This window comes from Dokdonella sp. GW821-FHT11D02, from assembly GCF_058808595.1.
This window is the reverse complement of the sequence record NZ_CM179520.1, coordinates 1,609,884-1,627,783: the sequence shown is the minus strand read 5'-3', so window position 1 is coordinate 1,627,783 and position 17,900 is coordinate 1,609,884. Positions and strand designations below refer to the sequence as shown.

Here is a 17,900-nt window from a genome sequence, read left to right as displayed (position 1 = left end):
GTCAGCTGTTCTCTTCAGTCATTCGCGCGCAGCGCTTTGCGATGGCGGCTGGCCGATTGAGCTTCACCCTCGCGCGATCGATGCCCGCTTGCGCGGGCACGCCGGCGCCGAAACCGCTCGCCTCGCCTCAAACGACGATGTTCACGATCTTGCCCGGCACCACGATGATCTTCTTCGGCGTGCCGCCGGCGATGAACTCGGCCACCCGCGGCTCGGCCAGCGCGGCGCGTTCGATCTCGTCCTTGCCGGCGGCGACCGGCATCTCGATGGTGCCGCGCAGCTTGCCGTTGACCTGCACCGCCAAAGTCACCGCATCCTTGACCAGGGCGGCCGCGTCCACCTGCGGCCAAGGCTGGTCTTCGAGCAGGCTTTCGCCATGACCGAGCGCCTGCCACAGGGCGTGGCACACGTGCGGCGTGACCGGGTTCAACAGCAGCACCATCGAAGTCAGCGCCTCGTGGCGCACGGCGCGGCCCTGCTCGCTGCCGCCTTGATCGGCGCTGGCGTCGAACTTGCCGAGCGCGTTCAACAACTCCATCAGCGCCGCGATCGCGGTGTTGAACGCGTAACGGCGACCGATGTCGTCGGACACCTTCTGGATCGTCTCGTGCACCTGACGGCGCAAAGCTTTCTGCTGCGGACTGAGCGCCGCCGGATCGAGAGCGACCGTCCGCTTCCCGAGCGCCGATTCCCCATTCCCCGCGTGCAGCGCCACTTCGCGCCAGAACCGGCGCAGGAAGCGCGACATGCCTTCGACGCCGGCTTCGTTCCATTCCAGCGACTGCTCCGGCGGCGCGGCGAACATCGAGAACAAGCGCACGGTGTCGGCGCCGAAGCGGCCGACCATCGTCTGCGGATCGACGCCGTTGTTCTTCGACTTCGACATCTTCTCGATGCCGCCGATGCGCACCGGCTGGCCGTCGGCCTTCAGCACCGCGCCGACCACGCGCGCTTTGTCGTCACGCTGGATTTCGACCTCGGCCGGATTGATCCATTCCTTCGAGCCGTCGGCGTTCTCGCGGTAGAACGTCTCCGCGATGACCATGCCTTGGCACAGCAGATTGGTCGCCGGCTCGTCCGAACTCACCAGGCCTTCGTCGCGCAGCAGCTTGTGATAGAAGCGGAAGTACAGAAGATGCAGGATCGCGTGCTCGATGCCGCCGATGTATTGATCGACCGGCAACCAGTAGTTCGCACGCTCGTCGATCTGGGCCGACGCACCCGGCGAGGTGTAGCGCGCGTAGTACCAACTCGACTCCATGAAGGTGTCGAAGGTGTCGGTCTCGCGCTCGGCCGCGCCGCCGCACTGCGGACAAGTGGTCTTGCGCCACTCCGGGTCCGCCTTGATCGGCGACTGCACGCCCATGAACTCGACGTTCTCGGGCAAGAGCACCGGCAACTGCTCCTCCGGCACCGGCACCGCGTCGCATTTGGGGCAGTAGACGATCGGGATCGGGCAGCCCCAATAGCGCTGGCGCGACACGCCCCAGTCGCGCAGGCGCCAGTTCACCCGGCGCGCACTGCGGCCGGCGCGCTCGAAGTGCGTGGCCAGCGCGTCGAACGCGCCGCGGTAGTCGAGGCCGTCGTAGTCGCCGGAATTCACCAGCGTGCCGTACTCGGTGTAGGCGCCGTCCTCGATGATCGCGCGCTCGAATTCCGCCACGATGCTTTCGGCCGCAGCCGGCTCGTACGGATCGATCGCGCGGCTCTCGCCGAGCGCGGCGCTCATCGGATCGGGATTGCGCGCGGCGTCGCGGCCGAGTTCGCGGATCGCGTCGCGCACGGCGTCGCTGATGACGACCATCTTGATCAAGAGGTCGTACTTGGTCGCGAATTCCCAGTCGCGCTGGTCGTGCGCCGGCACCGCCATCACCGCACCCGTGCCGTAACCCATCAGCACGAAATTGGCGATCCAGATCGGCAGCTTCTCGCCGCTGATCGGATGGATCGCGGTCAGGCCGGTGTCGATGCCCTTCTTCTCGGCGGTCTCGATCTCGGCCTCGGCGGTGCCGCCGTGGCGGCACTCCTCGACGAATGCGGCGACCAAGGGCTTCTCCGCAGCAGCCTTCAAGGCCAGCGGATGTTCGGCCGCGATGGCCAGATAGGTCACGCCCATCAGCGTATCGGGACGGGTGGTGAACACCGTCAGCGGTTCGCTCTCGCCTTCCACCGCGAACGGCACCTCGAGCCCTTCCGAGCGCCCGATCCAGTTGCGCTGCATGGTCTTGACCGAATCGGGCCAGCCGGGCAGCCGATCGAGGCCGTCGAGCAGCTCTTGCGCGTACGCGGTGATCTTGAGAAACCACTGCGGGATCTCGCGCTTCTCGACCACCGCGCCCGTGCGCCAGCCGCGGCCGTCGATGACCTGCTCGTTGGCGAGCACGGTCTGATCGACCGGATCCCAGTTCACCACCGAATTCTTGCGGTAAGCCAGGCCTTTCTTGAACAGGCGCACGAACATGCGCTGCTCGTGCACGTAGTACTCCGGCCGGCAGGTGGCGAACTCGCGCGACCAGTCGATCGCGTAGCCCATCGTCTTCAGCTGCGCGCGCATGTGATCGATGTTGGCGTAGGTCCACTTCGCCGGTGCGGTCTTGTTCTTGATCGCGGCGTTCTCGGCCGGCAGGCCGAACGCGTCCCAGCCCATCGGCTGCAGCACGTTCTTGCCCTGCATGCGCTGGTAGCGGCTGATCACATCGCCGATCGTGTAGTTGCGCACGTGCCCCATGTGCAGCGCGCCGGACGGATAAGGCAGCATCGAAAGGCAGAAGAACTTCGGCCGTGCCGGGTCTTCCTTCACTTCGAAGGCGCGCGTGTCGTTCCAGAATTTCTGCGCGGCGGCTTCGACCGCCTGCGGCTCGTAGGTTTCCTGCATGGGAATCGGGCACGGCACGTGGCCGCGCAGCTCGTTGACGGAGGATCGTGCAGACTAGCGCAGCGCGGGGTTGCGCGACAAATTGAGTCGCGCGCGGCTGCGCGCGAAAAAAAGGCGCCGCCGTGCTAGCGGCGGCGAGGAGGGAGAGGCGGCCGCCCGCAGCGAAGGCGAATCAGCCGTCGAAGCCGTTCGCGAAGATGCGCCCGCCGCCGTCGCCGACGGTCAAGGTCACCGGTACGGCGAGGTGACGCTTGCGCGGGTCGTTGCTGTTCACGCACAGCGTCGTCGTGTAGGTGCCCGCCGCAAGGCTGGTCGCATCGAAAGTCAGGTTGGCGAGCTTGGAGACGCCGTAATCGTCGATCGTGCCGCTGGCCGGATCGGCCACCAGCCACGGCACTTCGGCCAGGTTCGCGCACGGCGCGGCCGAGGTCGCCACGGCGAGTCCGCCGCTCCACAGCTTGAACGCGCTCGGGTCGCCGCCGGTACCGAGCAAGCCGAGCACGGTCGCCGCGCCGGTACTCGGGTCGACCGAATAGGACTTGTAGGCCAGCCCGCTCGGATCGGCGTTGTCGAGCGCGATCAGATACAGGCGGCCGTCGCGATCGTCGAAATCGAGCGAGGCGACGTATTGGGTGAAGATGCCGCTGTCGCCGATCACGTTCGCATCACCCGTGGCGCGATCGATCGCGACCAGAGTGCGGGTTTGCACTTCGAAGCCGTACATCGCCCCGCCGGCATCGACGGCGATGTCGCTGATGGTGATCGCCTGCGCGCCGGGAATCGAAATGCCGCCGACCAAGGTCGCCGCGGCGGTCGACAGATCGACCGTGTAGAGCTTGCTGCGCCCGACCAAGTCCTCGCTGACCGTGACGACGTAGAACAAGCCGCTGCCGGCATCGTAGGCCGCGCCGGTCACGCCGCCGCCGTTGGCGCCGATGCCGGTGCGGCCGATGGTGGTGACGGTGCCGCTGTCGACGTCGATCTTGAACAGGATGCCGCCGGTGCTGGTGATCGCGTACAAGGTCTTCAGATCGTCGCCGACGAAGTCGCCGGCCGACCAGTTCATCTCGTCGGGCAGAGGGAACGGCGCCAGCGCCAGATCGTTCGGCGCGAACAGATCGAGCCCGCTCACGTTCATGTAGCCGAGGAAGGTGGCCGCGTCGATCGTGTTGATGTTGGTGTAGGCCGGCACCTGCGCGCTGTCCAGCAGCGGCGACGGTCCCGGCGTGCCTCTCGCCTGCCGGCGTTGCAGCTCGGCGATGCGCTGCGGCGTCAGCTGCGCCGACGGCGTCAGACGGATGTCGCCGAGCGGCTGCGCCGCCGGCGCGTAGCGCGGACCGGCCGGCACGTGCGCCGAGGTCGATTGCGTGCCGATTTCGTAGCGCAGCGGCCGGTTGCCGAAGTTGCCGATCGTCAGCGTCTGCGTACTGAACTCGCCCGGGGCGAGCGCGACGTTGTAAGCGTCGTGATCGAGCCGGATCGTCGGCGCGCCGACGGTGACGCCGTACCAAGCCGACGCGCTGCTGCGCGTGATCGCGCTCGGCGTCCAGCGGATCGCGAGGCCGTCCTGGATGCGCGGCTCGTCCAACGAATACTGAGTGGCGACGCCGAACACTCCGTCGGGCAAGATGCCGTAGCTCACGCCGACGCTGGCCTTGGCGCCGTGATCGGCGCTGGCGTCGTCGAAACGGGTCGCCAGATACTGGAACACGAACTCGTCGCTGCCTTCCTCGAAGATCACCTCGAACGTCGCTCCGAGCGGGTCCGCCGGCAGCTCGAACATCGCCGCCGCGCGGTCGTACCACTCGACCACGAAACGGCGATTCGGCGCGCTGCCGAGGGTATGCGTGTAGATCGCGCCGTTGGACGGCGCGAACTGCATCCACAACGGCGCCAGCAGCGGATAGATGCCGCTGTAGGACGCGTTCCCGCGCGGCAGCGACAGATCCCAATTGCCGCCGATCAGGCCGCTGACGTCGTTGCCGAAACCGAGCGCGCCGTGCGTGCCGACCACGAGGTGGCGCGAAGGCGTGCCGTAGAAGTTGACCGCGAACGGCAGCGCGACCGCGGCTTGGCCGTTGCTGCCGATGTCCAAGGCGGTGCCGTCGGCGGTGACGTCGACGAATTCGGCCGGCGCGCTGTCGTCGTAGAGATAGTTGGGCAGCGCGGAGATCGCGGTCCAGGTTGCGGTGCTGCGCAGGTTCGCGCCGACCGTGAGGATGCGGTTGTACTGATAGCTCGCGCCGGGCGCGAGCGGCGCGGGAATGGCGAAGAAGAACTGCTGCTCCGGCGTGCCGCTGCTCTCGCTGAGCGAGTGGTAGGTGTAGGTGAGATCGGAGTGATTGGTGACGGTGTAGCAGAAGTTGACTTGCTCGCCGACGTTCGCATCGAGCGAGGGACCGCCGTCGCAGGACGTCGGATCGAGATTGCGGCTGACCCTCACCTCGAGACAGACGCCGTCGGCGGCGCAGTCGTTGTTCGGCCCGGCTGAGGCCTGCCGCCCCTGCACCGGCGCCAGCACCACCGTCGCGTGCGGATCGGCAGCCGTCGCCAGCACCCCGTGCAACCAGCCGATACCGGCCAAAGCCAGTACGGAAATTCGTTTGTTCATTGCCACCCCACACCTCTTCGATGCTGTCGACCCGATCCGTGGCCGTGGACTTCGCGGACTCGCACCGCCTCGCGGCCGCCGCAGCGGCGCGAAGAAGGGGCGCATCTTCCCTAACGCAGGCCGGCGAAAAACCCTGACACGAAAGTCGCGCCGCGGTGGCGGCGGACGCCGGCGCCGCTCACCACAAGCCGTTCAGGCCGACGAACGGCGGCGGCTCGGCCGCGCCCGACAGCGCCATCAGGCCGTGCGCGGCGCGCTGCTCGCGCGCGGCGTCGCCGCGCGGCAGGCCGAGTTCGCGGCGGAGGTCAGCGAGCAAGAGATCGAGTTGCCACACGGGCACGGTGTCTTCGCCGCCGAGCGCGGCGACCAGATCGGCGCGGCGCGCGGCGAGTTGGTCGAGCCGCGCCGAATCGCGCGTCGCCAAGATTTGCGACCACAAGCGATGGATTTCGCTGCGCACGCGCGCCGGCGCGGTCTCGATCTGCGCCGCCGAGAACTGCTCGATCGCCTGCGCGAAGCGGCGTTGCGCCTCGTCGTGGCGTCCGCCCAACAGCGCGCAACGGCCGAGGCTGTCCTCGATCTCGCCGATGTACGCGTTCGGCGTCGCCGCGGCCAGTTGCTGCGCGTAGCGCAAGGCCTCTTGCAACACCGCTTCGGCCTCCTCGCAACGCCGCGACTGCAACAGGCTTTCGCCGAGCAGGAGGTCGGCACGCATCAGATAGCGCCGCGGCGGTTGCAGCGCGCGGATCGACTGCGCCGCCTGTTGCGCGCCGGCCAGCGCGGCGGCGGCATGCAGGCGATACAGATCGAGCCGCGTCGACACCTGGTCGACGAAGGCGCCTTGCACCGGCGTCAGCACGCTGCCGGCGCGGCGCGCGCGCTGCACCGCGTCGAGTTCGGTCGCCGCCGCGGCGTAGTCGGCACGATTCAGCAGGCACTGCACCAGGTTCACGCGTGCCATCAAGACGCGCCCGTGCGCCGGGCCGAGCATGCCGCCGAGACGTTCGACCGCGCTGCGCTGTTGCGCGATGCCGGTGGCGGTGTCGCCGAGCAGGCAGTAGGCGCGCGCGAGGACTTCTTCGGTAGCGAGGTGTGCGAACTTGTTGCCGTTGGCGGAGCGCTCGTGCGCCTGCAACGCGCGCTGATACAAAGCGATGCCGCTGCGGATGTCGCCGCGATCGACCGCGACGAAGGCGCGCTGATAAAGCGCGCCGCCGAGGTCGTCGAGCGAGCGCGCCGAGTCGCGCTCGAACTCGCCGATCGCCGTATCCAGGCTCGCCGCGGCGCCGGCGTTGTCCTCGCGCTGGAACTGCGCGTAGCCGCGATAGGAGAGAAACACCCCGTACCACAAACGCTCGCCGCCGCGCGTGCGCTGCGCCAGCGGCAAGGCGTGCTCGATCAGCTCGACCTCGCGCGACGAAGTGCCGAGCGCGCGCTGCGCCTCGATCAGGTTGCCAGCGGCGCTCAGATATTCCTCGGCGTATGCCTCGCGCACGGGTTCGAGCATCTCGACCGCGCGCGCCGCGTTCGGCAGCGCGGCGTCGTCGCGGCCGAGCGCGCCGAACACGCCGGCGATCTCGCCGAGCAACACGGCGCGGGTGACCGCGTCGACGTCCTTGCGCGCTTCCAATTTGGCCGCGGCGCGTTCGAGCAGGTCGGCCGGCTTGGCATCGGCGCCGGCGTTCTGCGGATCGCCCTGGCGGAACACGTCGCGCAGGAACGCCACCACGGTCTGCGCACGACGGCGCTGCTCGCGCTCGTGCTGCGCGCGGTTGAGCGCGATCACGCTGCTGGCGAGCAGGCCGAGGCCGAGCAAGGCGATCGCCGCAGCCGCGTACGCGTGCCGGCGCAACAGCTTGCCGAGCCGATAGCCGAGCGAGCCGCGCTGCGCCAGCACCGGCAGCCCGCCCTGCCAACGTTCCAGATCCTCGGCCAGCGCCTGCGCGGTGTCGTAGCGCTCGCGCGGATCGTCGGCGGTGGCCTTGGCGACGATGCGGCCGAGATCGCCGCGCAAGACGCGCGTCAGCCGCGCCGGCGCCAGAGCGCGCTGCTCGGCGATGCGCGCGGCCAGATCGGGCGCGCATTGCGCATACGCCTGCTCGGGCCGCGGCAGCGCCTGAGTCGTCGCCGCGGCGAGTACGCGACGCCGGCGCAGTTCGTGCGCGGAGACACCGCAGAGCAGCTCGTACAGCACCAGGCCGAGCTGGTAGACGTCGCTGGCGGTGGTCACCGCCTCGCCGCGCAACTGTTCGGGCGCGGCATAGGCCGGCGTCATCGTGACCGTCTGCGGCTTGTCCGCGCCGGTGTCGTCGAGCAGCTTGGCGATGCCGAAGTCGAGCAGCTTGGGCACGCCTTCTGTGTCGAGCAGGATGTTCGACGGCTTCAGGTCGCGGTGCAGCACGAGATTCTTGTGCGCGAACTGCACCGCGCGGCAGACCTGCGCAACCAGGCGCACGCGCGCGCGCAGGTCGAAGCGACCGCGATCGCAGGCATCGGTGATCGCGGCGCCGTCGACGTACTCCATCGCGAACCACGGCACGCCGGCTTCGCTGAGGCCGCCGTCGACCAAGTGCGCGATGTGCGGATGGCTGAGCCGCGCCAGGATCTGGCGTTCGCGCAGGAAGCGCCGGTGCAAGCTCGCGCTGCCGCCGCGCATCAGCTTCAACGCGACCTTCTGCGCGATGTCGTCGACGCGCTCGGCCAGATGCACCTCGCCCATGCCGCCTTCGCCGAGCAGGCGCAGGATACGGTAGCGGCCGGCGACGACGGCGCCGGCGGCGAGTCCGCTGGTGACCGTACCGATATCGTCGACGTCGATCTGCGTATCGGCGTCGTCGAGCAGGCGGCGCACCAGCTGCGCAAGTTCGGCGTCGTCCGTGGCGACGCGCGCGAGTTCGGCGCGGCGCGTTTCCGGCGCCGCGTCGAGCAAGGCATGAAACAGGCTGCGCACGCGCGCGAAGCGCTCGCTCGACAACTCCACCGTCAATGCTCCAGATGCGTGCGCAGCCAGCTGCGCGCGAGCGCCCAGTCGCGATAGACGGTGCGTTCGTCGACGCCGATCACGCCGGCGACTTCGGGCACACTGAGGCCGACGAAATAGCGCAGCTCGACCACGCGCGCGAGGCGCTCGTCGAGGCGTTCGAGTTGCGCGATCGCCTTGTCCAGCTCGTTGAGATCGGTGTGCTCGGGCAGCGGCAGTCCGAGCGCCTGGGTCAAGTCCTCGCGCTGCCAGTCGCCGCCGTGCTTGTCGGCGGACGCACGCCGCGCGCGATCGACCAGGATCTGCCGCATCGTGCGCGCGGCGAGGCGGAACAGATGTTCGCGATCGGCGATGTCGATGCGCTCGGCGCCGAGCAGGCGCAGGAACATCTCGTTCAACAGCGCCGTCGGCTGCAAGGTGCGCTGCTCGGGATGATCGGCCAGCCGCTTCGCCGCGAGCAGGCGCAAGTCGCCGTAGACCGCAGGCAGGAGCGCGTCGAGCGCATACGCATCGCCCTCGCGCCAGCGCTGCAACTGAAGGCTCACGTTGGCGCTGTCGTCCATCGGCCGGCTCCGAAACGGCGTCGATTCTAGAACATGGGTCGCTGCGGCGACGCTCGCTGCGACCATGCCGAATGGCACCTTCGTCTCTGAACGGCTTCGCTAAGATGCGGCCTTTGGGTCGTCGAGGGGAACGCCATGAATCTGCTGATCGCCACCGCCGTCGCCGTATCGGCGACCGCCGCCACACCACCCGCCGCCGCACCGAGCGAGGCCGTAGCGCCGATCGCGCTGCATTGCGCGAACCTGCTCGACACTACCGCCGGCAAGCTGCTCGGCGAGACCACCGTGGTGATCGACGGCAAGCGCATCCGCGAACTCAGGCCCGGACGCGTCGACGTGCCCGGCGCGCAGACGCTCGAACTGGCCGGCGCGACCTGCCTGCCCGGCCTGATCGACAGCCATACGCACCTGACGATGGAACTCGGGCCGGCCACCTACAGCGAGCAGTTCCGCCTCAACATCGCTGACTACGCGATCCGCTCGACCGTCTACGCGCAGCGCACGCTCGAGGCCGGCTTCACCAGCGTGCGCAACCTCGGCGACGGCGCCAATACCTCGATCGCGCTGCGCAACGCGATCAATGCCGGGCTGGTACCGGGACCGCGCATCTTCACCGCCGGCGGCGCGATCGGCACCACCGGCGGCCACGCCGATGACAGCGACGGCTACCGCGCCGACCTGCAAGGCGATCCGACTGCGAAGGACGGCATCATCAACGGTGTCGACGATGCCTGGAAAGCCGTGCGCCAGCACTACAAAGATGGCGCCGACCTGCTCAAGATCATGCCCTCGGGCGGTGTGCTGGATGAGAGCAGCAGCGTCGACAACGCGCAGATGACGATCGAGGAGATCAAGGCGGTGGTCGCGGCCGCGCACGACTACGGCTTCACCGTCGCTGCGCATGCGCACGGCGCCGAAGCGATCCGTCGCGCGGTGATCGGCGGCGTCGATTCGATCGAGCACGGCACCTTCATGTCCGACGAGGACATGAAACTGATGAAGCAGCACGGCACCTGGTTCGTGCCGACCATCATCGCCGGCAAGCACGTGCAGGAAATGGCTGAGAAGCCCGGCTACTACCCGCCGCAGATCGCGGCCAAGGCCAAGCAGGTCGGCCCGATCATCCAGCAGACCGCCGGGCGCGCCTACAAGGCCGGAGTGAAGATCGCGTTCGGCACCGACGCCGCGGTGTACCCGCACGGCCAGAACGCGAAGGAGTTCGAGTACATGGTCGAAGCCGGCATGCCGCCCTTGTTCGTGCTGCAGGCGGCGACCACGCACGCGGCGGAACTGCTGAAGAAGTCGAAGGACCTCGGCTCGCTCGAAGCGGGCAAGTTCGCCGACGTGATCGCGGTCGAGGGCAATCCGCTCGAAGACATCACGCGCATGCGCAAGGTCGGCTTCGTGATGAAAGACGGCGTGGTGTACAAGAACGAATCGAAGCGTTGAGCGATCGGGTCTCGCTACCTGCTGCGCAAACGCTCGCGCAGCAGGTGGATGGGAAGAAAAGCGAACGCCCAAGTCGCGATGTCCGCCAGCGCGACCAGCCCGAACGCCCATGCGGGGAGCCATGAGAAACCGTCCCACGCGGCGATCGCTGCGGCACCGAGGACGAACACGAATCCGAACGGCATCAGCGAGAAGTTGCGGCGCTCGCCACGGCGCCGCCGCTGCGCAACCTGCAGGATGCCGAGTGCGTTGAAGGTCGCGAAAAGCGCACCGAGCGACAACAACACAGCCGACAACACGTTGGCGTACATGCGCGCTCCGTTCGATCCGACTCTCCGCCGCCGGAGAGTCTTTGGATCGACCGGACCCGAGCGAGCAAGTTCCGGCGCACGCGTTCGATCGTGCATTCGGCCTCAGTCGAGATGGGCCGCCACGAACTCCCAATTGACCAGGTTCCAGAACGCTTCGACGTACTTCGGCCGCGCGTTGCGGTAGTCGATGTAGTAGGCGTGTTCCCACACGTCGCACGTCAGCAGCGGACGATCGGTGCCGGTGATCGGCGTGCCGGCGTTGGAGGTGCTGGCCAGCGCGAGGCTGCCGTCGGGACGCTGTACCAGCCAACCCCAGCCCGAGCCGAAGGTGCCGACGCTGGTCTTGGTGAATTCGTCCTTGAACTGGGCGAAGCCGCCGAAGGCCTTGTTGATCGCGTCGGCCAAGCGGCCGCTCGGCTCGCCGCCGCCGTTGGGCGTGAGGCAGTTCCAGTAGAAGGTGTGATTCCAGATCTGCGCGGCGTTGTTGAACATGCCGCCGGAGGACTTCTTGATGATGTCTTCGAGCGCGAGATTCTCGAACTCGGTGCCCTTGATCTGGTTGTTGAGGTTGGTGACGTAGGTCTGGTGATGCTTGCCGTAGTGGTAGTCGATGGTTTCCGCCGAGATGTGCGGAGCCAGCGCGTCGCGCGCCCAGGGAAGCGCGGGAAGTTCGATTGCCATCGTGAGTTCCTCGTGGTCGGGTGGAAGATTCAGTCGTACACGGTCTGGGTGGCGCGGCGTGCGCTCGATGCGCCGAGCGCGACCAACACGGCGAACACGCCGAACACCCACATCGCCGCGCCGCTGGCGCCGGCGACGCCGCCCGGTTCGGTCAAGCCGGCCGAATTGGCGATCAGGCCGGCCAGCGCGGCGCCGACCGACATCGCATAAAGCTGCACGGTCGAGATCGAAGCCGAGGCGAGATCGCCTTCCGCGCTCGGCGCCGAGGCCAGCACCGCGGTCAAAAGATGCGGCCAGGCCATACCGATGCCGAGACCCGCGCCGGCCAGCGCGACGCAGAGCAGGACGAAACCGGGCCCGTGCTCGAAGCCGTGCGCGCTTTGCAGCATGCCGCCGAGCGCGCCCAGCGACACCGCCATCAAGAGCGGGCTGATGCGGATGATGCGCGCCGCCGCGGCGCCGTCGCGGCCTGCGCTCAGGGTCGAACCGAAACTCCAGCCGGCCGCCATCACCGCCGTCAGATAGCCCGCCATCAACGGGCTGTGGCCATGGATCGTCTGCAAAAAATACGGCACGAAGATTTCGGTGGTGCTGCCGATCACGAGCAGGCTCATGCACAGGTAGACCGCGCGCAAACGCGTCGCCGAATAGGCGCCGTGCGGCAGCAGCCGCACGGAAGCCTCGCGATCGAGACGCACGATCAACGCGGCCAACAGCAAGCCGATGCCGACGCCGAGCGCTTGCCAAGCACGCGAAGCGGTCAAGCTCGCCAGCGAAATCGCCAGTACCGATAAGGCCAAAAGCAACAAGCGGCCGCCGGCAACGCGTGCGCGCGCAGCAGTGGGCGCGCGGTGCGTCGCCGGCAGGCGCATAAGCACGATCGCGGCGAGCACGCCGACCACCGGCAACAAACTCCAGAACGCGGCACGCCAGTTGCCCCATTGCGCGAAGACGCCGCCGAGCGCCGGTCCCGACAAGGTCGCGATGCCCCACATCGCCGACACCAAGCCCATCGCGCGCGGCCACAGCGCCGGCTCGAATACTTGGCGGATCAACACGTAGGCGAGCGAGACCAGCACGCCGCCGCCCAGTCCCTGCAAGCTGCGGCCGGCCAGCATCCAGCTCATCGTCGGTGCCGACGCGCACACCACGGTGCCGAGCGTGAACACCGCCAGCGCGATCAGATAAGCCGCTTTGCCGCCGGCACGCACGGCCAGCGGTGCGGCCAGCGCGGCACCGACGATCGAGGCGATGACGAACAAGGTCGTGTTCCAGGCATACCAGCCGAGCCCGCCGATGTCGGCCACGATCGACGGCATGATCGTGGTCACCACGTAGACGTTGATCGCGTGCAAGGCAGTGCCGCCGGCGAGTGCGAGCGAGCGCATGCCGTTGCGGCCGGAGAGCAGATCGGACCAGGAAGCAGTGGCGGAAGTCGCGGACATGGCCATTCCTTTGGCGTGCGCGGTGCGCGCCTATATGCAAGAATATGCTTGGATATTAGATCGGCCTCGTAAATTACACAAGCATGACTTTGGATAATCAATGAAATCGGACGCCAAGTTCGAGCAAGCCGCCGAGCGCATCCTGTTCCAGTTGAAGACGCGCGGCCCTTCCGGCACGTTCGCGCTGGCCGATCTGCTCGGCCTCAGCGGCGAGGCGGTGCGCCAGCAGATCGTCAAGCTGCTCGATGCCGGCTTGATCGAAGGCGAGTCCGAACGCGACGGCGGCGCCGGACGTCCGCGTCAGCTGTGGAAGCTGACCGGCGCCGGCCATGCGCGCTTCCCCGATACGCACGCGCAACTCGCGGTCGAACTGATCCAGTCGACCCGGCGCCTGTTCGGCGAAGCCGGTGTCGAGCGGCTGATCGACGCGCGCCGCGACGACAGCCGCGCCGCCTACGTGCAAGCCTTGGCCGGTGCGCGCACGCTCGGCGAACGCGTGCGCCGGCTCGCCGCGGTGCGCGAGCGCGAGGGTTACATGGCGCGCGCCGAACGTGATGGTCGCGACTGGCTGTTGATCGAAGACCATTGCCCGATCTGCGCCGCGGCGCAGATCTGCCAGGGCTTCTGCCGCGCCGAACTGGAACTGTTTCGCGACGTGCTCGGCCGCGATGCGCAGGTCGCGCGCGAGCAGCATCTGCTCGCCGGCGCGCGCCGTTGCGTCTACCGCATCGGCCCTAGCCGCGCGCTGACGACGCCGGTGCGCGTGAGCGGCTGAGGCGTCGCGGCGCCCGATTCGGCTGCACTCGGCGCGATCAGTCTTGCGCGTCCCAGCGGAACACGTCGTCGACGCGCAAACCGAACGTGCGCGCGATGCGGAAAGCGAGTTCGAGCGACGGCGCGTACTTGCCCGCTTCGAGCGCGATCACCGTCTGTCGCGTCACCCCGCAGGCATCGGCCAGCGCTTGCTGGGTCATCTCGCCGTGCTCGAAGCGCAGGCGGCGGATCTCGTTGGCGATCGGCGTTCCGCTCATCGGCCTATCTCCTTGCGGAGGCGCGCGCGACGGCGGTCAATGCCGGTCGCGCCAGTAGAGGACGACGCTGACCAAGCAATCGACCAGCGAGCCGAAGATCAGCGCGAGAATCAACAGGTGCGCGATCATCGGATGGCTCGCCCACTGCAGTTTTTCCGGTGGCGAGAAGCCGAGCGTCACCGCGATGCCGACGATGCCGAAGACCAGCGCGCCACGCCCCCAATCTTGCGCCTGCACCTCGATCTCGCGGTCGCGTTCGTCCTCCTGCACCTGCCCTTGCCAACGCTGGCGCAGCACGGCGAACAAGATGATCCAGGCGATGATCATCAAGGCAATCGTGCGGCCGACTCTCTGCGCATCGGGGTTCTGCCACAGCGGCGGCCCCTGAAACGCACCGGCGTGGACCACGGCGTAGGCGGCGATCACGGCGGTGAACGCGAGCGCGATCCAAGCGCGCCATTCGCCCGGCGCGATCGCGGTCTCGATGCCCTGCCGCGGCATTTGCGCGACCGCGATCAGCGAACTCCACGACGCCGTGATCAGCGCGAAGACGCCGAGATTGCCGGCGTCGATGCCGAGCACCCGATCCGGCCCCGCCAACAACAGCCAGGTCGCCGAGGCGCCGATCAGCAGCAAGACGACGAATACCGCACGTGACCGCATGATGTAATCCCCAGAAGACATAATGTCCGCTTTAGATTACATTCGACTCGACCAATGTCAAGTATTTTTTACATCACCTTGCGCGGCAGCGGGACTGGCACAATCTGAATTCAGCTTTCGGTCCTCGCCGACTGCGCGCTCGTAGAGTGCGCATCGAAAGCGAGCGTTCGTCACCCCGTCCTTGCGATCATCGCCGTGCGCGGGGATCGAAAAACGAGCGTTCCCGACCGCACTCTCAAACAGAAACCCGCAAATTGGAGCTTGCCGATGTCCGCTGCCGTCCCATCCCCGTACGTCTTCGACGCCACCGAGGCCAACTTCGAAGCCGATGTCATCCAAGCTTCGTTCCAGCAGCCGGTGCTGGTCGATTTGTGGGCGACCTGGTGCGCGCCGTGCAAGACGCTGGGGCCGCTGCTGGAAAAGATCGTCGACGAATACAACGGCGCCGTGCGCCTGGCCAAGATCGATTGCGACAAAGAGCAGATGCTGGCGGCCTCGTTCGGCGTACGCAGCATTCCGACCGTGGTGCTGCTGCGCGAGGGTCAGCTCGTCGACGGCTTCACCGGCGCCTTGCCCGAGAGCGCGATCCGCGAGTTCCTCTCGCGCCATGTGCAACCGAATCCGGCGGAAGACGACGAAGCGGTGGAAGCGGCGCCTGCGCCGCAGGAAACACCGGAGCAGACGATCGCACGCGTGCAACAAGAGATCGCGGTGCAGCCGGACAAGGCCGAGCTCAAACTCGATCTCGCGGTGGCGCAGATGCAAGTCGGCAACGCCGCCGCCGCGGAAGCCGAACTCGACACGCTGCCGGCCAATCTCGCCAACGACGATCGCGCCATCCGCTTGCGCGGCCAGCTCGATTTCGCGCAGGCGCTCAAGGGCGCGCCGCCGGCGGCGGAACTTCTCGCCCGCATCGAGCGCGACCCGAACGATCACGCCGCGCGCGATCTGCTCGGCGTGCGCCTCTTGATCCAGGGCGACAGCGCGCTAGCGCTGGAGCAGTTCCTCGCCGTGCTCAAAGCCGACCGCGCTTGGAACGAGGGCCAGGCGAAAAAGCGCCTGATCGCCGCCTTCAACGTGATCGACGACGCCGAGCTGGTCGGCAGCTACCGGCGCAAGATGTCCTCGCTGCTGTTCTGATCCGCGCGATGCCGTCGCCGATCGCAGTCGAATTGCGCGCGCACGATCCGGCTTGGATCGAGCACGCGCGCGCCGAAAGCGCGGCGCTTGCCGCCGCGCTCGGAACGGCCCTGCTCGAAGTCCATCACATCGGTTCGACCGCGATTCCCGGCATTCGCGCGAAACCGGTGCTCGATCTGCTGCCGGTGGTGGTCAGTCTGGCCGAGCTCGATCTGCGCAGGAACGCGCTCGAGGCGCTCGGCTATGTCTGGCGGGGCGAGTACGGCTTGCCGGGACGGCGTTATTGCACCAAGACCGATCGCACGAGCGGACGCCGACTGATTCATCTGCACAGCTACGCGCAGGGTTCGCCGGAAATCACCCGCCACCTCGCCTTTCGCGACTATCTGCGCCGGCATCCGCAGATCGCCGCCGCCTACGATCGCGAAAAGGCGCGCTGCCAGGCGCTGCATGCCAACGATTCGCATGCCTACAGCGAGTGCAAGGGCGACTGGGTCCGCGCCGTCGAAGCGGACGCCCTCGCCTTCCAACGCGGCGATCCGACACCCGCTTCGTGAGATGGCGTCCTCGCCGAAGCCGGCGAGGACGCCCGATTTTCAGGCGCTCGGCGCGGCAGCCGGCCGTTGCAACGCGAACCGTATCAACAGCCCGATCACGACGAACAACACCGCTGCGCTCAGCGCGAGCGACCAGTGGATGCCGATGCTCGCACCGACCAGACCGACGGTGATGCCGCTGAACGTGCGCATGCCCATCGCGAACATGTTGTAGACGCCGATCGCGCGGCCGCGCATTTCGGCCGGCGCTTCCAGCTGCACCAAGGTCTGCGCCATCGCGTTGAACGACAGTTCGACGAAGCCGGCAACGAACAGCACGAGGAGCGCGAACGGATAGCTCGAGGTCAGCGCGAAGCTGGCCAGCGCCACGCACCAGATCATCGCCAAGATGCAAGCCGTGCGTGCGCGCGGCTGCAGCAGGTTGCGGCTTTCGAGCACGAAACCGGCGGTGAGCGCACCGGCCGCGTCGGCACCGAGCAGCATGCTGTAGAAGAAGTCCGCCCGGCCCTGGCCGAGATCGTGCGCGAAGCCCGGCATCTGCGCCTGGTAGGCGTTGCCGATGAAGAGCGAGGCGCAGCCGGCCAACAAGGTCATCGCCAGGATCACGCGGTGCTGCGCGATTTCGCGCAGCGCGCGCCCAATGTCGCCGAGGCTGCGCACCGCACGTGTGGCGACCACCGCGCCTGCGGCACGGAACTTCGGCCCGTACGGCGCCACCGCGAGCCACAGGATGAAGGGCAGATACAGCGCGGCATTGACGAGGATGCCGAGATTGGGACCGAGCCAGAGCAACAGCACGCCGCCGATGCCGGGGCCGAGCAGAAGGCCGAGCTGACGCGCCGTCGCGTTCAGACGCACCGCGCTCTGCAGATGCTCGCGCCCGACGATGTCGTGCAAGAGCAGCTGCGACGGCGGCCCCCACAAGACGCCGGCCATGCCGTGCACGATCAGCAGCACCGCCGCATGCCAGATCTGCAGAGCGCCGGTGATGAACAGCAGGCCCCACATCGTCGACACGCTCATGAACAGCACCATGCCGAGCTGAATCATGCGACGCGGGTCAAAGCGGTCGGCGAGCGCGCCCGAATAGACCGAGAACAAGAGAAACGGCAGCCAATGCGAGATCACGGCGAAACCGCCGAGCGCGGGCGAATCGAAATGTTCGTGGATGACCCAGTAGCTGATCACGTGTTCGATGTTGTCGGCCATCATGGCGAGGGCGGACAACAAGAAGTAGGCGCGGAAGCCGGGATGGCGCAATGCCGCGAAAGCCACCGGCGGCGTGCCGGGAGGCGTGGGGTTGGAAGTGGAAGCGTTCATGCAGATTCCTTTCGGTCCGGTCAAACGAAAGCGCCTCGTGCCTCGCCTGCGCGAATGCACGATGAGTCCGGCGATACCGGAAACGGTTGGCGCGTTGGTTGACGTGAACGCTTACGGCGCCACGGAGCCCATGACGCGGCGCCATGATAAGTGCGCAGCGGCGAACGCGGCAAGGCGCCGCGGCGAACGTGCAGCCGGCGCCCGTGCGATCAATGACCGCGTCCGATGACGCGGCGCCGTGTTCTTGTACGCTGTCGGCGCCCGCTCCCGTATC

At 67.7% G+C, this 17,900-nt stretch carries 14 protein-coding genes; 4 read left to right on the top strand and 10 right to left on the bottom strand.

Annotated elements, in window-relative coordinates:
• Window positions 1-127: 127 nt before the first annotated feature.
• From leuS to AC3QL3_RS06775, 4 genes are all read right to left on the bottom strand, one after another.
• A complete protein-coding gene (gene leuS, locus AC3QL3_RS06790; protein ID WP_492897619.1) occupies window positions 128-2,875 on the bottom strand; it encodes a leucine--tRNA ligase in 2,748 nt (915 codons plus the stop codon).
• A gap of 172 nt (window positions 2,876-3,047) precedes the next feature.
• Window positions 3,048-5,486 carry an NHL repeat-containing protein gene (locus AC3QL3_RS06785; RefSeq protein ID WP_492897618.1) on the bottom strand — a complete coding sequence of 813 codons (2,439 nt, stop codon included), beginning with the start codon at window positions 5,484-5,486 and terminating at the stop codon, window positions 3,048-3,050.
• Window positions 5,487-5,664: 178 nt separating this feature from the next.
• The gene (locus tag AC3QL3_RS06780) at window positions 5,665-8,466 is read right to left on the bottom strand and encodes a serine/threonine-protein kinase (protein WP_492897617.1); all 2,802 of its coding nucleotides are present in this window, start codon (window positions 8,464-8,466) and stop codon (window positions 5,665-5,667) included.
• Window positions 8,467-8,468: 2 nt separating this feature from the next.
• On the bottom strand, window positions 8,469-9,029 hold the full coding sequence (locus AC3QL3_RS06775; RefSeq protein WP_492897616.1) for an ECF-type sigma factor: 561 nt from the start codon (window positions 9,027-9,029) through the stop codon (window positions 8,469-8,471).
• A 135-nt stretch (window positions 9,030-9,164) separates the two neighbouring features.
• Between AC3QL3_RS06775 and AC3QL3_RS06770 the strand changes: the two genes are divergently transcribed.
• Window positions 9,165-10,478: a metal-dependent hydrolase family protein gene (locus tag AC3QL3_RS06770; protein WP_492897615.1), complete on the top strand. Its 1,314-nt coding sequence runs from the start codon at window positions 9,165-9,167 to the stop codon at window positions 10,476-10,478.
• Between the two features lie 14 nt (window positions 10,479-10,492).
• Here AC3QL3_RS06770 and AC3QL3_RS06765 read toward each other — a convergent pair whose 3' ends face one another.
• The 3 genes from AC3QL3_RS06765 to AC3QL3_RS06755 all read right to left on the bottom strand — a co-directional run bounded on the left by AC3QL3_RS06765 (window position 10,493) and on the right by AC3QL3_RS06755 (window position 12,915).
• Window positions 10,493-10,789, bottom strand: a complete 297-nt coding sequence (locus AC3QL3_RS06765; protein ID WP_492897614.1) for a hypothetical protein — start codon at window positions 10,787-10,789, stop codon at window positions 10,493-10,495.
• A gap of 102 nt (window positions 10,790-10,891) precedes the next feature.
• Window positions 10,892-11,470, bottom strand: a complete 579-nt coding sequence (sodB, locus tag AC3QL3_RS06760; RefSeq protein WP_492897613.1) for a superoxide dismutase [Fe] — start codon at window positions 11,468-11,470, stop codon at window positions 10,892-10,894.
• 29 nt (window positions 11,471-11,499) lie between these two features.
• Complete coding sequence (locus tag AC3QL3_RS06755) at window positions 11,500-12,915, bottom strand: MFS transporter (RefSeq protein ID WP_492897612.1); 1,416 nt, start codon at window positions 12,913-12,915, stop codon at window positions 11,500-11,502.
• 100 nt (window positions 12,916-13,015) lie between these two features.
• Here AC3QL3_RS06755 and AC3QL3_RS06750 point away from each other — a divergent pair, with 100 nt between their 5' ends.
• Window positions 13,016-13,690: a helix-turn-helix transcriptional regulator gene (locus tag AC3QL3_RS06750; protein ID WP_492897611.1), complete on the top strand. Its 675-nt coding sequence runs from the start codon at window positions 13,016-13,018 to the stop codon at window positions 13,688-13,690.
• Between the two features lie 37 nt (window positions 13,691-13,727).
• On the opposite strand, the gene AC3QL3_RS06745 is transcribed toward AC3QL3_RS06750, so the two are convergent.
• Both AC3QL3_RS06745 and AC3QL3_RS06740 read right to left on the bottom strand, forming a co-directional pair.
• Window positions 13,728-13,946: a helix-turn-helix transcriptional regulator gene (locus AC3QL3_RS06745; RefSeq protein ID WP_492897610.1), complete on the bottom strand. Its 219-nt coding sequence runs from the start codon at window positions 13,944-13,946 to the stop codon at window positions 13,728-13,730.
• Window positions 13,947-13,982: 36 nt separating this feature from the next.
• Window positions 13,983-14,609 carry a hypothetical protein gene (locus tag AC3QL3_RS06740; protein WP_492897609.1) on the bottom strand — a complete coding sequence of 209 codons (627 nt, stop codon included), beginning with the start codon at window positions 14,607-14,609 and terminating at the stop codon, window positions 13,983-13,985.
• 267 nt (window positions 14,610-14,876) lie between these two features.
• Here AC3QL3_RS06740 and trxA point away from each other — a divergent pair, with 267 nt between their 5' ends.
• Both trxA and AC3QL3_RS06730 read left to right on the top strand, forming a co-directional pair.
• Entirely contained in the window at window positions 14,877-15,749 is an 873-nt protein-coding gene (trxA, locus tag AC3QL3_RS06735; RefSeq protein WP_492897608.1) for a thioredoxin, read from the top strand.
• A gap of 8 nt (window positions 15,750-15,757) precedes the next feature.
• Window positions 15,758-16,306, top strand: a complete 549-nt coding sequence (locus tag AC3QL3_RS06730) for a GrpB family protein (protein WP_492897607.1) — start codon at window positions 15,758-15,760, stop codon at window positions 16,304-16,306.
• A gap of 39 nt (window positions 16,307-16,345) precedes the next feature.
• On the opposite strand, the gene AC3QL3_RS06725 is transcribed toward AC3QL3_RS06730, so the two are convergent.
• Entirely contained in the window at window positions 16,346-17,626 is a 1,281-nt protein-coding gene (locus tag AC3QL3_RS06725) for an MFS transporter (protein ID WP_492897606.1), read from the bottom strand.
• Window positions 17,627-17,900 lie beyond the last annotated feature (274 nt).

Bases quoted from the DNA above. Each gene is read 5' to 3' on its own strand.
- leuS (WP_492897619.1), bottom strand. From the start codon at position 2,875: ATGCAGGAAACCTACGAGCCGCAGGCGGTCGAAGCCGCCGCGCAGAAA.
- AC3QL3_RS06785 (WP_492897618.1), bottom strand. From the start codon at position 5,486: ATGAACAAACGAATTTCCGTACTGGCTTTGGCCGGTATCGGCTGGTTG.
- AC3QL3_RS06775 (WP_492897616.1), bottom strand. From the start codon at position 9,029: ATGGACGACAGCGCCAACGTGAGCCTTCAGTTGCAGCGCTGGCGCGAG.
- AC3QL3_RS06770 (WP_492897615.1), top strand. From the start codon at position 9,165: ATGAATCTGCTGATCGCCACCGCCGTCGCCGTATCGGCGACCGCCGCC.
- AC3QL3_RS06765 (WP_492897614.1), bottom strand. From the start codon at position 10,789: ATGTACGCCAACGTGTTGTCGGCTGTGTTGTTGTCGCTCGGTGCGCTT.
- sodB (WP_492897613.1), bottom strand. From the start codon at position 11,470: ATGGCAATCGAACTTCCCGCGCTTCCCTGGGCGCGCGACGCGCTGGCT.
- AC3QL3_RS06755 (WP_492897612.1), bottom strand. From the start codon at position 12,915: ATGTCCGCGACTTCCGCCACTGCTTCCTGGTCCGATCTGCTCTCCGGC.
- AC3QL3_RS06750 (WP_492897611.1), top strand. From the start codon at position 13,016: ATGAAATCGGACGCCAAGTTCGAGCAAGCCGCCGAGCGCATCCTGTTC.
- AC3QL3_RS06745 (WP_492897610.1), bottom strand. From the start codon at position 13,946: ATGAGCGGAACGCCGATCGCCAACGAGATCCGCCGCCTGCGCTTCGAG.
- AC3QL3_RS06740 (WP_492897609.1), bottom strand. From the start codon at position 14,609: ATGCGGTCACGTGCGGTATTCGTCGTCTTGCTGCTGATCGGCGCCTCG.
- trxA (WP_492897608.1), top strand. From the start codon at position 14,877: ATGTCCGCTGCCGTCCCATCCCCGTACGTCTTCGACGCCACCGAGGCC.
- AC3QL3_RS06730 (WP_492897607.1), top strand. From the start codon at position 15,758: ATGCCGTCGCCGATCGCAGTCGAATTGCGCGCGCACGATCCGGCTTGG.
- AC3QL3_RS06725 (WP_492897606.1), bottom strand. From the start codon at position 17,626: ATGAACGCTTCCACTTCCAACCCCACGCCTCCCGGCACGCCGCCGGTG.